Source organism: Salinimicrobium sp. TH3, from assembly GCF_026676115.1.
GTDB lineage: Bacteria > Bacteroidota > Bacteroidia > Flavobacteriales > Flavobacteriaceae > Salinimicrobium.
Genome location: NZ_JAPONB010000005.1, coordinates 157,477 through 171,341 on the forward strand (window position 1 = coordinate 157,477; position 13,865 = coordinate 171,341).

Annotated in this window: 15 protein-coding genes; 2 read left to right on the forward strand and 13 right to left on the reverse strand. The window is 42.1% G+C overall.

Annotated features, from left to right (window positions below; translation table 11 throughout):
• Window positions 1–9: 9 nt before the first annotated feature.
• The 12 genes from OU683_RS09730 to recR all read right to left on the reverse strand — a co-directional run bounded on the left by OU683_RS09730 (window position 10) and on the right by recR (window position 9,193).
• Complete coding sequence (locus OU683_RS09730) at window positions 10–288, reverse strand: hypothetical protein (protein ID WP_268137674.1); 279 nt, start codon at window positions 286–288, stop codon at window positions 10–12.
• Window position 289: 1 nt separating this feature from the next.
• Window positions 290–1,960, reverse strand: a complete 1,671-nt coding sequence (locus tag OU683_RS09735) for an amidase family protein (RefSeq protein WP_268137676.1) — start codon at window positions 1,958–1,960, stop codon at window positions 290–292.
• 23 nt (window positions 1,961–1,983) lie between these two features.
• A complete protein-coding gene (gene ftsY / locus OU683_RS09740; RefSeq protein ID WP_228915058.1) occupies window positions 1,984–2,937 on the reverse strand; it encodes a signal recognition particle-docking protein FtsY in 954 nt (317 codons plus the stop codon).
• A 133-nt stretch (window positions 2,938–3,070) separates the two neighbouring features.
• On the reverse strand, window positions 3,071–3,223 hold the full coding sequence (locus tag OU683_RS09745) for a DUF4295 domain-containing protein (RefSeq protein ID WP_228915060.1): 153 nt from the start codon (window positions 3,221–3,223) through the stop codon (window positions 3,071–3,073).
• Window positions 3,224–3,232: 9 nt separating this feature from the next.
• The gene (gene rpmG / locus OU683_RS09750) at window positions 3,233–3,415 is read right to left on the reverse strand and encodes a 50S ribosomal protein L33 (RefSeq protein ID WP_029034962.1); all 183 of its coding nucleotides are present in this window, start codon (window positions 3,413–3,415) and stop codon (window positions 3,233–3,235) included.
• A 24-nt stretch (window positions 3,416–3,439) separates the two neighbouring features.
• Window positions 3,440–3,679 carry a 50S ribosomal protein L28 gene (gene rpmB / locus OU683_RS09755; RefSeq protein ID WP_029034961.1) on the reverse strand — a complete coding sequence of 80 codons (240 nt, stop codon included), beginning with the start codon at window positions 3,677–3,679 and terminating at the stop codon, window positions 3,440–3,442.
• 254 nt (window positions 3,680–3,933) lie between these two features.
• Window positions 3,934–5,184: a competence/damage-inducible protein A gene (locus tag OU683_RS09760; RefSeq protein ID WP_268137684.1), complete on the reverse strand. Its 1,251-nt coding sequence runs from the start codon at window positions 5,182–5,184 to the stop codon at window positions 3,934–3,936.
• On the reverse strand, window positions 5,184–5,522 hold the full coding sequence (locus OU683_RS09765) for an Hpt domain-containing protein (protein WP_228915064.1): 339 nt from the start codon (window positions 5,520–5,522) through the stop codon (window positions 5,184–5,186). Before OU683_RS09765 ends, OU683_RS09760 begins: the two co-directional genes overlap by 1 nt.
• On the reverse strand, window positions 5,522–6,136 hold the full coding sequence (locus OU683_RS09770) for a fumarylacetoacetate hydrolase family protein (protein ID WP_268137686.1): 615 nt from the start codon (window positions 6,134–6,136) through the stop codon (window positions 5,522–5,524). Before OU683_RS09770 ends, OU683_RS09765 begins: the two co-directional genes overlap by 1 nt.
• A gap of 12 nt (window positions 6,137–6,148) precedes the next feature.
• Window positions 6,149–6,928 carry a 3'-5' exonuclease gene (locus OU683_RS09775; RefSeq protein ID WP_268137688.1) on the reverse strand — a complete coding sequence of 260 codons (780 nt, stop codon included), beginning with the start codon at window positions 6,926–6,928 and terminating at the stop codon, window positions 6,149–6,151.
• A gap of 113 nt (window positions 6,929–7,041) precedes the next feature.
• The gene (locus tag OU683_RS09780; protein ID WP_268137690.1) at window positions 7,042–8,364 is read right to left on the reverse strand and encodes a dihydrolipoamide acetyltransferase family protein; all 1,323 of its coding nucleotides are present in this window, start codon (window positions 8,362–8,364) and stop codon (window positions 7,042–7,044) included.
• Between the two features lie 211 nt (window positions 8,365–8,575).
• Window positions 8,576–9,193: a recombination mediator RecR gene (gene recR, locus OU683_RS09785; protein ID WP_268137692.1), complete on the reverse strand. Its 618-nt coding sequence runs from the start codon at window positions 9,191–9,193 to the stop codon at window positions 8,576–8,578.
• 106 nt (window positions 9,194–9,299) lie between these two features.
• On the opposite strand from recR, the gene OU683_RS09790 reads away from it, so the two are divergent.
• Window positions 9,300–10,739, forward strand: a complete 1,440-nt coding sequence (locus OU683_RS09790; RefSeq protein WP_268137694.1) for a sodium:solute symporter — start codon at window positions 9,300–9,302, stop codon at window positions 10,737–10,739.
• Here OU683_RS09790 and OU683_RS09795 read toward each other — a convergent pair.
• A complete protein-coding gene (locus tag OU683_RS09795; protein WP_268137695.1) occupies window positions 10,716–11,081 on the reverse strand; it encodes a CoA-binding protein in 366 nt (121 codons plus the stop codon). The two genes, OU683_RS09790 and OU683_RS09795, sit on opposite strands and share 24 nt — an antisense overlap.
• Window positions 11,082–11,429: 348 nt before the next feature.
• Here OU683_RS09795 and OU683_RS09800 point away from each other — a divergent pair, with 348 nt between their 5' ends.
• The gene (locus tag OU683_RS09800) at window positions 11,430–13,796 is read left to right on the forward strand and encodes a TonB-dependent receptor (protein WP_268137697.1); all 2,367 of its coding nucleotides are present in this window, start codon (window positions 11,430–11,432) and stop codon (window positions 13,794–13,796) included.
• Window positions 13,797–13,865 lie beyond the last annotated feature (69 nt).

Here is a 13,865-nt window from a genome sequence, read left to right on the forward strand (position 1 = left end):
CGCAGCAACCTACGAAATAACCTGTTGCTGCACCCAGATACTAAAAGAGGTTTCATAAACCCGGGTGAGAATGATCACTGCTGCGCCAATGCCCATCAGCCACCAGGAATAGGCTTCCCGTTTCACCTGGATTGCTGCAATGATCCCCAGAATAAGGTAAGGAAGCATAAGGAGCAGGTTTGGCCATAGCCAGGCGCCGCCAAATATGATGACCGTCTTCATGACGATATAAAAAATACTGTAAATAAGGATGATCTTGGTAAGGATCACCAGGTTTCTGTACGACATATTATCTGTAATTCCCCGGTGGTTTTCTTAAGTAATTCAACTGTTCAAAACTGTTCCCGATATTTAAAAGTTTATCTTCTTCAAAGGGTTTTGCAATGAAGGTAATACTTTTAGGTTCCCCAGAAGATTCAAAACCTGCAGGAACTGCCAATGCCGGATATTTTGCCACGGCAGCGTAAGCCGCATGGTAATTATTAATTGAAGCAACTGCATCAAGGTCGTATCTTTCCATTGGCTCATCAAAGAACTTCCTACCGCTCTCCTGAAGCTGTGCAGAGATCCTTTCCAGCTCTTCGGCACTGGTAGTATCGGCCACTATGGCATCAAAAAGCTGCTGTCCATAAGGAGCTCTAATAAGGCTGTCTTCAAGGTTGTACTTCACAATCGCTTCCACATTATTATAAGTCACTTCTTTTCCGGCATATTTAGAAAGATAGGCCGGCAGATCCTTTTTCATATCGGCGTTGAGCAAGGTTAGAAAATTATCGAGAGAAACCTGCTCCTCTTCGAATTCCACAACAGTGGCACCGCTCTCTTTCATTGCCTCCACAGCATTGTTGTATAAAGAATCTGTCAAAAGGGATTTCATGACGCCAATCCGCTTTCCGCGAAGACCATCGGGAGTCAGGGCTTTTACATAGTTTTTTCCTCCGCTTACAGAGGCAGGATCTTCTGAGTCTTTTCCGGTAAGGGCGTTGAGTAAAATAGCGTTATCAATGACGTATTTTGTCATAGGTCCCGGAGTGTCAAGCGTGCCCGAAATAGGGATTATTCCGGTTCGGCTTAGCAGTCCAACCGTTGGTTTTAATCCTACCACAGAATTCTTCGAAGCCGGAGAAAGTATGGAGCCTGCGGTTTCAGTTCCAACTGCAGCTACAGCATAATTTGCGGCCACCGCAACCCCACTACCTGAGCTGGAACCTCCTGTTTCAAATTTCTTTCTTCCGTAAGGATTTAAAGTTTGCCCGCCTACTGCGCTGTATCCCAAGGGACAGCCATCACAAAAGTAATATGCCCATTCGCTCAAATTTGCTTTTCCCAGGATGAGTGCATTATTTTCTTTTAATCGGTCGACAATAAAGGCATTTTTGGAAGGTTTATTTTCAGCCAGGATCAAAGCTCCGGCGGTAGTGCTCATATTGTCGGTATTGACATTGTCTTTCAACAGTATAGGCATACCATATATTGTATTTTCCCTGCCTTCAGGAACTCCTTTTTCATCAAGCTTTCTTGCCTCGGCAACTACATCGGGGTTAAGAGCGATCACTGCGTTGAGCGACATTTCATTATTGCTCTCAAATTCCCTGATGCGATAAATGTAGAAAAGTGTGAGATCTGTGTAGCTCAGCTTTCCGCTCTGGATAGCACGTTGTAGTTCGGGGATGCTTCTTTCGAAAATAACCGGCTTCAGGGATTCATATTTTTCCGCAGAAAAAGCAGAAAGCTCCTTCTCAAAAGGACGCCATATCTCGTTCTTATCTAAAGTCTTTGAATTGATAAGCTTAAACCTCATCCTTTCATTCTCATGCTGCGCCTGTTCTTTAAGCTGGGCAGTTTCATCCTGTCGCTCCCACAAAACGGCAGGTTCTTTTACAGCTGCCTCCTCTTCTTTCTGAACTTTGCAGGAAGTGGCCATAAGAAATACCAAAAAAGGAATGAAAATTTGCTTCATGAGTTATGGTTTAATCGGAAAGATTATTTAAAAAAGGAATCCACAAATTCATATTTGTTGAAAACCTGCAGGTCTTCAATGCCCTCTCCCACCCCTATGTATTTTACGGGGATCTGGAACTGGTCACTAATTCCTATCACAACGCCACCTTTTGCTGTGCCATCAAGTTTAGTCACGGCCAGGGAAGTCACCTCGGTAGCTGCAGTAAACTGTTTTGCCTGCTCAAAGGCATTTTGTCCCGTAGAACCATCAAGAACCAGGAGAACTTCATGCGGCGCATCGTCCACCACCTTTTGCATCACTCTTTTCACCTTGGTAAGCTCATTCATTAGGTTTACTTTATTGTGAAGACGCCCGGCAGTATCAATGATAACTACATCGGCATCTTGTTTTACGGCACTTTGCACAGAGTCAAAAGCTACAGATGCAGGATCACTTCCCATACTTTGTTTTACAATAGGAACATCCACCCTGTCTGCCCAAACCTGAAGTTGATCAATAGCAGCTGCCCTAAAAGTATCGGCTGCACCAAGCACTACTTTTTTACCTTCTTTTTTGAACTGGTAGGCAAGTTTTCCAATGGTAGTAGTTTTGCCCACCCCATTCACACCTACGACCATGATCACGTAAGGCTTTTTATTTGTGGGCACATAGAAATCTGTTGCTTCGCCCGAATTTGTTTCGGCCATTAAAGCCGCGATCTCTTCCCTAAGGATCTTGTTAAGTTCATCTGTTCCAAGAAACCTGTCCCGGGCCACACGAGCTTCTATTCGGTTAATGATCTTCACTGTAGTTCCCACACCCACGTCGCTGCTCACCAGCACGTCTTCCAGGTCATCCAGCACCTCATCATCAACTTTGGATTTACCGGCGACTGCTTTCCCCAATTTGGAAAAGAAATCGGTTTTTGATTTTTCGAGGCCTTTGTCCAGGGTCTCCTTTTTCTCACGGGAGAAGATCTTTTTAAATAAACTCATTATGTGGTGTGGTCTTAATATTTATAAAAATGGCAAAATACCCACGGGCAACATGCCGAGGGTAAATATACACAAAAACAAAAAGCCGTCCCGATGCGTATCGGGACGGCCTTCAAAATATTTTGAAAATAACTTATTTCTTATTAAGGAAGTCATTTACCATTTCAGGAGCCATAATTCCTTCAACAAAAGTATAGGCACCGGTCTTTGGAGATTTAACCATTCTAATGGCTTTAGTTAGCCTCTTTGATCCTGTCTGTAATGTTGCTACTGATTTCTTTGCCATGACTTATGCTTATTTAATTTCTTTATGAACCGTCATTTTCTTTAGAATTGGGTTGAATTTCTTCAGCTCCATTCTATCTGGCGTGTTCTTTTTGTTTTTTGTAGTAATATATCTTGAAGTACCGGGTTTTCCCGTTGCTTTGTGCTCTGTACACTCTAATATAACCTGAACTCTGTTACCTTTCTTTGCCATTTTACTGCGTCTTAAATGTTAGGATTACTTGGTTAAAAAGCCTTTTGCACGGGCATCTTTAATTACTGCAGCAATTCCTTTTTTATTAATTGTCTTAATTGCAGAAGTAGATACTTTTAAAGTGATCCATTTATCTTCCTCAGGGATATAAAAACGTTTTTTAACCAAATTGGCGTCAAATTTACGTTTTGTCTTGTTCATCGCGTGGGAAACGTTGTTTCCAACCATTGCTTTCTTACCTGTAAGTTCACAAACTCTTGACATTGCTCTATACTTTAACTCGTTATTTCAAAACAGGCTGCAAATTAACGATTTTTTTACCTAATAGCCAATAGAGAATAAAAATATTTTTCTGAAGCTGCTCTTTATTTACTTTTCCTGAAAAAGCTTCTGAAAATGCCACTTTTGACACCTTAATGATCTTCTTTCTTTTGTCGCTTCGGAAGTTTTACTGACATTAATTTTCATTCCCAGCCTCCCGAAAGTTCCTGTAAGACTTAAAAGGCAGAAAAAATCTCTTAAGCTTCAGAAATTTCCTTCAATATCATTTCAAAGGCTTTTTGAACAGATTTTTTAACCACCTGGTCCCTGGTATTGCCAAAAATAAACTTTTTGGAGTAAACTTTTTCCGGAGTGGCAAGACCAATGTAAACCGTCCCGACTTCAGCATCACTGTCTCCTTTTGTAGGTCCGGCATTACCGGTCGTAGACAAAGCGTAGTCGGTTTTAAACATCTTTTTGACATTTTTGGCCATAGCCTCGACCACCTCGTGACTTACCACACTATGTTTATCTATGAGCTCCTGTCTCACTCCCAAAGTTTCCACCTTGATCTGGGTCGAATATGAGACAATGCCGCCTTTAAAACAAGCCGAAGCGCCGGGATGGGTAGTAAATTCGGCAGCCAGTGCGCCACCTGTACAACTTTCTGCTGCCGATAAAAATTTCTTTTGGGAAGTGAGTAACTTACTTATCTGTACCGCAATTTTTTCATCCTCCTCCTGTTCATCAGAAATAATATCCTCCAACAGTTCATAAAGACCAGAAACCTGCTTTTCAACAGAATTGATCAACTCCTCCTCAATCTCCCCTTTTCCAGAGAGTCTTAAGCGCACACGACCAAGACCGGGGAGGTAAGCAAGCTTGATATGAGAAGGGAGTTTATCTTCAAAAGAGGCAAGTTTATTGGCAATTGCACTTTCACCTTCTCCTTTTGTAAGAATGGTCTTATGGTAGATAAAAGGCCGGTGGAATCTTTCCCGCAGGCGTGGAATTACCTCCACCTCCACGAGGTTTTTCATCTCATAGGGCACTCCGGGAAGGGAAATATAAACTTTGCCCTCCTTCTCCATCCACATTCCCGGGGCAGTACCATATTTATTATGAAGCACAGTTGCTTTTGAGGGCACCATGGCCTGCTCACGGTTAAGATCGGATATTGATGTTTTTTTATACTTTGCAAAAAGCGCCTCAACATGCTGCAGAACTTCCTGGTTAAGCTTTAGCTCGTCTTGAAAAAATTCGGCAAAAGTGTATTTTGTGACATCATCTTTAGTTGGGCCCAGCCCGCCGGTAAGGATGACAATATCTGCCCTTTTGGAAGCCTCCTGCAAAGCATTTAGAATATGCTGCTTTTCATCCTGGACAGATGTGATTTGATAGACAGAGATCCCAATAAGATTAAGCTCCTTGGCAATAAAAGCCGAGTTGGAGTCTACAATTTGCCCAATAAGGATCTCATCCCCAATAGTTATGATCTCTGCAGTCATTACAGGTCAAAATCTTCCTTGAGTTCTTTTTCGGCTTTTTTGTACTTATCTGTGATGATGCGGGCAGCTTCGTTTACACCTTCTTTGCTATCACCGGCTTTAGCCCAACCCTCCAGGACCTTGATTTGTGGCATCACACCCAGCCCGAACATCTGGAAATTGGGTTTCATCTTGTGAGCATACTGGTAAGCCTGCTGCGGATTATCTTCTATAATCGCCTGATTCATTGCTTCAAGATCTGGCGGAATTTCTTCCAGAAATGTCTGCACCACGACCTTTACAAAGTCCTGGTCCCCGCCGGCCATTTCTTCAACGCTTTCTAAGTTGTAGTTCCTCATTATTTTACCTGTATTGAGAATATTTGTTGGTCTTCTATAAATCCGCTCAGGTTATCATTTAATTCAACCGGCCCCACTCCTGCGGGAGTTCCTGTGAAGATTACATCTCCTATCTTGAGCGTAAAATAGCGTGAAATATATTCAATTATTTCGTCAATTTTCCATAACATATGTGAAGTTCTTCCCTGCTGCACTAAATTTCCGTTCTTTTCAAGGCTAAAACTTATATCATTAAGGTCACTAAAATGGGTTTTCGGAATCCATTTTTCTCCAATAACGGCAGAGCCGTCAAATCCTTTCGCCTTCTCCCATGGTAGACCTTTTTCCTTAAGCTTAGCTTGTAAATCCCGGGCAGTGAAATCTATTCCCAACCCTACCTCATCGTAATATTTATGAGCGAATTTTTTTTGAATATGTTTTCCAATCTTGTTGATCCTTACCAGGAGCTCTACCTCGTAGTGCACATCATTGGAAAACTCGGGAATAAAAAATGGCTGCTTCTTAAGAAGCACCGCCGAATCGGGTTTTAAAAAGATCACCGGCTCATCGGGTCTTTCATTCTGAAGTTCGGCAATATGATCGGTATAATTACGGCCTATACAGAGGATCTTCATCGACGGTAAATTTTATTTAAGCTTAGTGTTGAGTTTTCTCAACTTTATTGCGGTAAGTACCTTTTTAGTATACAGCGGGAAATCGGCATTTTGGAACCATCCGAAATATCCCGGTTCCTGGTCGAGAATATCTTCAACAGATTTTCCTTTATGTTTCCCAAAGCTAAAGACTTCTCTTCCTTTTTTGTCAAAAACAATAAGCCCTGCAATATCTGCACATTCTTTTCTCGAGGTAAATGCGGAAAGCCACTTCACATCATTTTGAAGCTGGTCTTCGTAACGATCAAGTTGAGACTTTAAGACTTCAAAAGTCGCCATGGTATCAACTTCGGCACCATGTGCTCCTTCGAGATCCTTTCCGCAGTAGAATTTATAGGCGGCAGAAAGGGTTCGTTGTTCCATCTTATGAAAGATGGTCTGCACATCAACAGCGAGGGAATTCTTCATATCAAAGTCCACTCCTGCCCGCAGCATTTCTTCAGCTAAAAGAGGGATATCATAACGGTTTGAGTTGTAACCCGCAAGATCGCAGCCCTTGATCATTTCGTAAACCGCAGGAGCAAGCTCTTTAAAAGTGGGTTCGTTGGCCACTTTTTCGTTGGTAATGCCGTGCACAGCCACTACCTCCCTGGAGATTGGCACAGTGGGATTTACAAGCCAGGTTTTACTTTCACGATTTCCATTAGGAAAGATCTTAAGGATCGAAATTTCTACTATCCTGTCTTTAGCCACATTTGTACCAGTGGCTTCAAGATCAAAAAAACACAAGGGCTTATTCAGCTTCAACTCCATATTAATTCAGGTTTTGGTAAAGATACTATTTCCCGAAACTTTAGCAGGAAACAGCTAAAAAAGAAAGCCACAACCGGAAGGGTCATGGCTTTTTATCATTTTTGAGACTGTATTTAAATGTCTCTGTTTTTATCAAATTTTTCAAGGTACTGGGCTACTCTCTGAACAAATTGTCCTCCTAAAGCGCCATTCACAACGCGGTGATCATAGCTGTGAGAAAGGAACATCTTGTATCTAATCCCAATGAAATCCCCCTCGGGAGTTTCGATCACGGCCGGTACTTTTCTTATAGCACCAAGGGCAAGGATCCCAACCTGCGGCTGATTTATAATAGGTGTTCCCATGATACTTCCAAAAGTTCCCACGTTGGTAACGGTGTAAGTACCACCCTGGATATCATCTGGCTTAAGCTTGTTAAGACGGGCACGGCCGGCAAGATCGTTCACTGCCTTTGCCATTCCAACAAGATTAAGTTGATCGGCATTCTTAATCACAGGCACAATTAAATTTCCATCGGGTAAAGCTGCTGCCATCCCCAGGTTAATATTTTTACGCTTAATGATCTTATCCCCGTCAACAGAAATGTTGATCAATGGGAAATCTTTAATAGCCTTGGCTACAGCTTCCATAAAAATCGGGGTAAAAGTAAGCTTCTCTCCCTCTCTTTTTTCGAACGCATCTTTATTCTTCTTTCTCCAGTTCCAGATGTTAGTAACATCTACTTCTATAAAAGACTGCACGTGAGCCGAAGTCTGGGTGCTTTCCACCATATGATGCGCGATCATCTTGCCCATACGGGACATCTCGATGATCTCATCTTCGCCACTCACGCTCACAGGAGTTTTAGCCGGTTGCGGCGTTGCCTGCTTTGGCGCAGAAGTTTGTTGCTGTTGTTGTGATTGTTGTTGTTTTGGCTGAGCAGACCTGGATTCAAGATATCCTAAAATGTCATTTTTAGTTACCCTTCCGTCTTTTCCGCTGCCTTCAATCTGCTCAAGCTCATCAAATGAAACTCCTTCTTCCTTCGCAATGTTCTTTACCAGGGGCGAATAGAACCGGTTACTGTCGGCATAATCTGAAGAACTTATACTTTTCGCTTCTTCTACCCTTTGATCTGCTGCGGCAACGGCCTCTTCGATCTCGGGTGAAGGCACTTCCTGGTCGGCCACAGGAGTGGCGTTTGCTGCCTCTTCCCCTTCAGCTTCAATAATAGCAATGGTTTGTCCCACCTGCACCACGTCATCTTCATTGAACAGCTTTTCTACCAGTACTCCATCAACTTCACTCGGCACCTCGCTGTCGACCTTATCTGTGGCAATTTCCAGAACCGCCTCATCGGCTTCAATGGTATCTCCAACCTCTTTTAACCAATTTGTAATGGTTGCTTCCGCAACACTTTCCCCCATCTTGGGTAATTTTAGTTCAAATCTTGCCATATTCTTATTTCGAAGGTGTTATACATAAATTGGATTGCAAAATTATTAAAAATTTACGGCAATTAATAATAATTAATCAGCAGCCGACATTTTCCAATGTTTTTTGGCTTCTGAAACAGAGCTAATTTACCGAGTAAAATTACAATTTTTCTTCAGGAATCCTTCGAAGTAAAAATATTTGAAGATTTCAGGGCAAAAATTTCAGCTGAAGTTAATTTTTAAGAGAATTTTCAAAAGGGATCCTATTGGTTATACTGCGCCCCAGGGTAACCTCATCTGCATACTCCAGCTCATCCCCCACAGAAATTCCACGGGCAATAGTACTTGTTTTGACATCAAATCCTTCCAGCTGTTTAAAAATGTAAAAGTTGGTAGTGTCGCCTTCCAGCGTACTGCTTAGAGCAAAAATTATCTCCTCAATTTCCCCTTTTCGGGCCTTTTCAACCAGGGATTTTATGGTGAGCTGCGAAGGCCCAACTCCTTCCATAGGATTGATCTTCCCACCCAAAACGTGATAAAGCCCGCGGTACTGGCTTGTGTTCTCAATCGCCATTACATCCCGAATGTCTTCTACCACGCAAACTACTTCCTGCTGGCGGTTTTTGTTCGCACAGATCTCACATAGCTCGGTATCACTAATGTTGTGACAGTTCCTGCAGAATTTCACTTCGGTCTTGAGATCTACTAAAGCTTTGCTTAATGCGACCGTCTGGGACTCGGGCTGCTTTAATAGATGTAAAACCAATCGCAGGGCAGTGCGCCTGCCAATCCCGGGAAGCTGGGACATCTCATTCACAGCTTCCTCCAATAATTTTGAAGAAAATTCCATAACCCAAAATTACTCCTTATTTAATACAATTCCCAGAAAAAGAAGCCGCATTCCCCATGCTGCAGATATTCTGAAGTTTCGTATTTTGCCGCCGAAATTCTGACAAATGCAGCCCTATTCCATACTACTTTTAATAGCCGGTTATTTCCTTACCCTTATTTTCATTTCCTGGATAACCGGAAGAAAATCTGATAATAACACCTTTTTTAAAGCTAACCGGCAATCCCCGTGGTATATAGTGGCCTTCGGGATGATTGGAGCATCCCTGAGCGGGGTGACCTTTATCTCTGTTCCCGGCTGGGTGGAAGCGAGCCAGTTTAGCTATATGCAAGTAGTATTGGGTTATGTAGTGGGATATATAGTGATTGGGCTGGTGCTACTCCCCCTCTATTACAGGATGAACCTAACTTCTATTTACACCTATCTGGAAGGAAGATTTGGCACTTACTCCTATAAAACCGGCGCCTCTTTCTTTTTACTTTCCCGGGTAGTGGGAGCAAGTTTCCGGCTGTTCCTGGTAGCGAATGTACTGCAGATCATCCTTTTTGACAGCCTGGAGATTCCTTTCTGGGCAACAGTGATTATGACCATTTTGTTGATCTGGCTGTACACCTTCAGGTCGGGGATAAAAACCATTGTTTATACCGATACTCTTCAAACCCTTTGCATGTTGGTAGCAGTGGGAGTAAGCATATATTACGTTTCAGAAGACCTGGGAATACAGGGCGGAGAATTGATCTCTCACATCTCAAACAGTGAACTGTCAAAAATGTTCTTTTTTGATGACTTTAAAAGTGCCGACTTCTTTTGGAAGCAATTTATTTCGGGTGCCTTTATAACTATTGTGATGACAGGGCTTGACCAGGACATGATGCAAAAAAACCTTACCTGCCGCAACCTGGGTGATGCACAAAAAAATATGTTCTGGTTTACCATTGTACTGGTATTCGTCAACCTTTTGTTCCTGGCGCTGGGAGTTTTACTTACCGAATATGCACGTGCTAATGGTCTCGATGCCTCAAAGGATGATCTCTTCCCGGTAATAGCAACTTCGGGAGAACTGGGAATGGGAATCGCAGTCTTCTTTATCCTTGGATTGATCGCAGCCGCGTACAGTAGTGCAGACAGTGCGCTCACTGCCCTCACCACTTCATTTAGTATAGACATTCTGGATATTGAGACCAGGTACAGCCCCGAGAAGCAGGAAAAGGTGAGAAAACTAATTCACATAGGTGTTTCTGTCGTATTGATCCTGGTCATCATCGCCTTCAAATACATCATAAGAGATGAAAGTGTGATCGCTAAACTCTTTGTGTTTGCGGGATACACCTACGGACCATTACTTGGTTTATACAGCTTCGGTCTGTTCACAAAAATGAAGGTGAAAGACAAACTTGTGCCGGTAATAGCCATTCTTTCTCCTATCCTCACTTATGTAATAAGCATCAACAGCCTTGTTTGGTTTGGTTTTGAATTCGGATTTTTTGTCCTTATCCTCAATGGACTCCTCACTTTTCTGGGACTAGTACTGCTTCGTAGAAAGTAATATAAGCGTACACGCCACTTCTACCTCAATACCATTTTCCTGAAGAAGTTTGTAAAACTCAGGGTTTTCTGTGCCGGGGTTAAAAATTACTCTTTCGGGGTGTAAGGAAGAAAGGATGTAGTCATAATATTCGGGCTGTCGTGAGGGACCAATATACAAGGTAACCGTATGCACATTTTCAAAAGGCAATTTTTCATTCTCGATTTTTACTCCCGCTACTTCTCCCTTTCTTAAGCCTATAGCCACTGTAGGAACGTTATTTCTTACAAGTCTGTTTATTGCGATGTTGGCATATCTTGCAGGGTTAGTAGACGCACCCAAAACGAGGGTTTTTTTATCCATTTTAAATTTCTTTTTCAGTTAGTGTAACAATGTTCGTAGTTAGGCAGTCATTAAGGTAAGAAATATTTCCCGCATTGGGGTGATTTGAGAAACATTGATGGTTAGTGTTAAAGGAGCCCCATGCTAAACCCATGCACTCTGTGCATGGGTTTTTCTTTTCTTGATAAAGCCTTTTTTGGAAGGAAATAACCTACGAAAAGCTTAAAATCTCATCTTTTTTGTAACAAAACGTTTTTTGAGCAGTCTTTTATATATACCTGGAGAGCAAAATTGAGAAAACATGGCTTCTTTTATTATGCATTACAAGGTATTAGGCTAAATCAATCATCATCATCAAACAATCAAAAAATGAAACAGTTTATTTTAATTTTTATTCTACTCCTTGGAAACATTTCAGGATACGCGAACACCGATCCCGCTGAACTTGGTACCATAACTGGACAAGTCATGGATAAAGAACTTCAGGAACCTATTCCCTATGCCACCATTACAGTAACAACTCCGGAAGGTGAAATGATCACCGGAGCCGTCACCTCAACCGACGGAACTTTTTCCGTAGAGAAACTGAAAGACGGAATATATATTTTTAAAGCCCAGTTCATGGGCTACAAAACTTTTTCGCAGGAGGTGAAAGTATCCGGCGGCAATCGACAAATTAAAATAGGTGCTATTTACCTTGAACCTGAAGTTGCACAACTGGAGAGCGTTGATGTAGTTGCCGAAAGATCTACCATTGAACAACGAATAGATCGAAAAGTAGTAAACGTGGGGAAAGATCTTACCACTACAGGCGCATCGGCCAGTGAAATCATGAACAATATTCCAAGCCTCGCCGTGGACCAAGATGGTAATATTTCCATGCGGGGAAATGAAAACGTAAGGATCCTTATTGACGGGAAGCCAACCAATATTCCCGCGGCCCAACTGCTTAAGCAAATTCCCAGCACTTCGATCAAGAGTATTGAACTTATCACCAACCCTTCGGCCAAATATAACCCCGAAGGTATGAGCGGGATTATAAACATCATCCTGCACAAGAATTCGAATATGGGCTTTAACGGAAATCTCAACACCGGGGTAACCTTAGGGGAAAACACCCGCTACACCGGCTCCCTGGACATGAACTACCGCAAGGGAAAACTCAATTTCTTTGGAAACTTTGGAACCAATGGCGGCAAGAGAGGGCAAACTGGGGTCATTCAAAATTTCACGAACAACTATACCGAAAAAATTCATTTCCTTAATGATAACGAGTCTTACCTTTTTAAGGTTGGTGTAGATTATTACCTGGATGACAAGAACACTTTCTCATTCTACACAAATCAAAACTATTATCTTGGAGAACCATTTGGAGAAGCGGATATTATTTTTGACGATCCTGCTGCCGAAAATATTTACCAGGACTTCTTTATAGAAAATGATAATGTAACCCGCACTTATAATTTTGTTTACAACCACGAGTTCAATTCTGAAGGTCATAAGCTAATTCTGGAAGCAGATCATAGTACGACCGATTCAGAAGAGATAGCCCGGTTTGAATATACCGGGGGTGGCGCAGAGAACCTGGATTCTTATCGCGATGACGTGCAGGAAGATATTTCCAACACCACGTTTAACCTGGATTATGAAAATCCCTTTTCTGAAACTGCAAAACTGGAGCTGGGAGCCGAAGCAAGATTGAGAAGAAGTGCTAATGACTACCGTACCACCAACGAGATGCTGGATAATGCGTTATACGATTATGACAATAATATCTATTCCTTCTATTCCACTTTTGGACAGAATTGGGACAAATGGTCATACCAGTTAGGGGCCAGGATAGAAAGCTATGATGTTGAGGCCATCCTGGATGGGGACCTTGTTTATGAAACAGATTACTTTACGCTTTATCCTTCAGCCTTTCTTTCTTACAAAGTCAATGAAATGAAAACCCTGCAGATAAGCTATGGAAGAAGAGTTGACCGCCCAGGTCTCAATCAAGTGAATCCTGTAAGGGAATTTTCTACTCCCAGGATCACTGCAGTGGGTAATCCCGTACTGGATCCACAATTTACCAACTCGATAGAGCTCAACTACACCCATAACTTCAAAAAAGGAAGTTTTACCGGAGGAGTATTTTACAGACTTATTGAAGATGAAATTAACCAGGTCTTATTAATAGATCCCGAAGATCCTTCCCGATTGTTGCTAACTTTTATGAACTGGGAAGACAACACCGCCTATGGAGCTGAATTGAGCGGAAGATATAAACCTTTTTCCTGGTGGAGCTTAAACCCAAGTTTTGAACTGTACAGCAGTACCGAAAAAGGATTTGTAGGAGAAGACTACCTGGAAGTGGAGAGCACCGTTTACAACTTTAGACTAAGCCAAAGCTTTAACGTGACAAAGAAACTTACGCTCCAGCTTTTTGGAATGTACCGCAGCAGCTCCGAGATGTTGCAGATACAACCAGAGGAATTCTATTTCGTGAATGCGGGAGCCCGATATAGCTTCTTAAACGACAAAGCCACTTTAAGCCTCAATATTAATGACATTTTTGACACCCAGGAATTCACCTTTACTACAGATGTACCTTATTCCCAAGAGGGTAATTTTAAAGGGGATTCACAAACAGTATATCTTGGTTTTTCCTACAGGTTTGGCGGCGGAAAGAACAAAGCCCTTGACAGAAAACAAAGAGATGATAATACCAACTCCGGAGGAGGTATATTTTAATGATGATGTTTAATTAGCCAAAAAAAATCCGCAGCTAAAAAGTTGCGGATTTTTGTCATTTTAGACTAT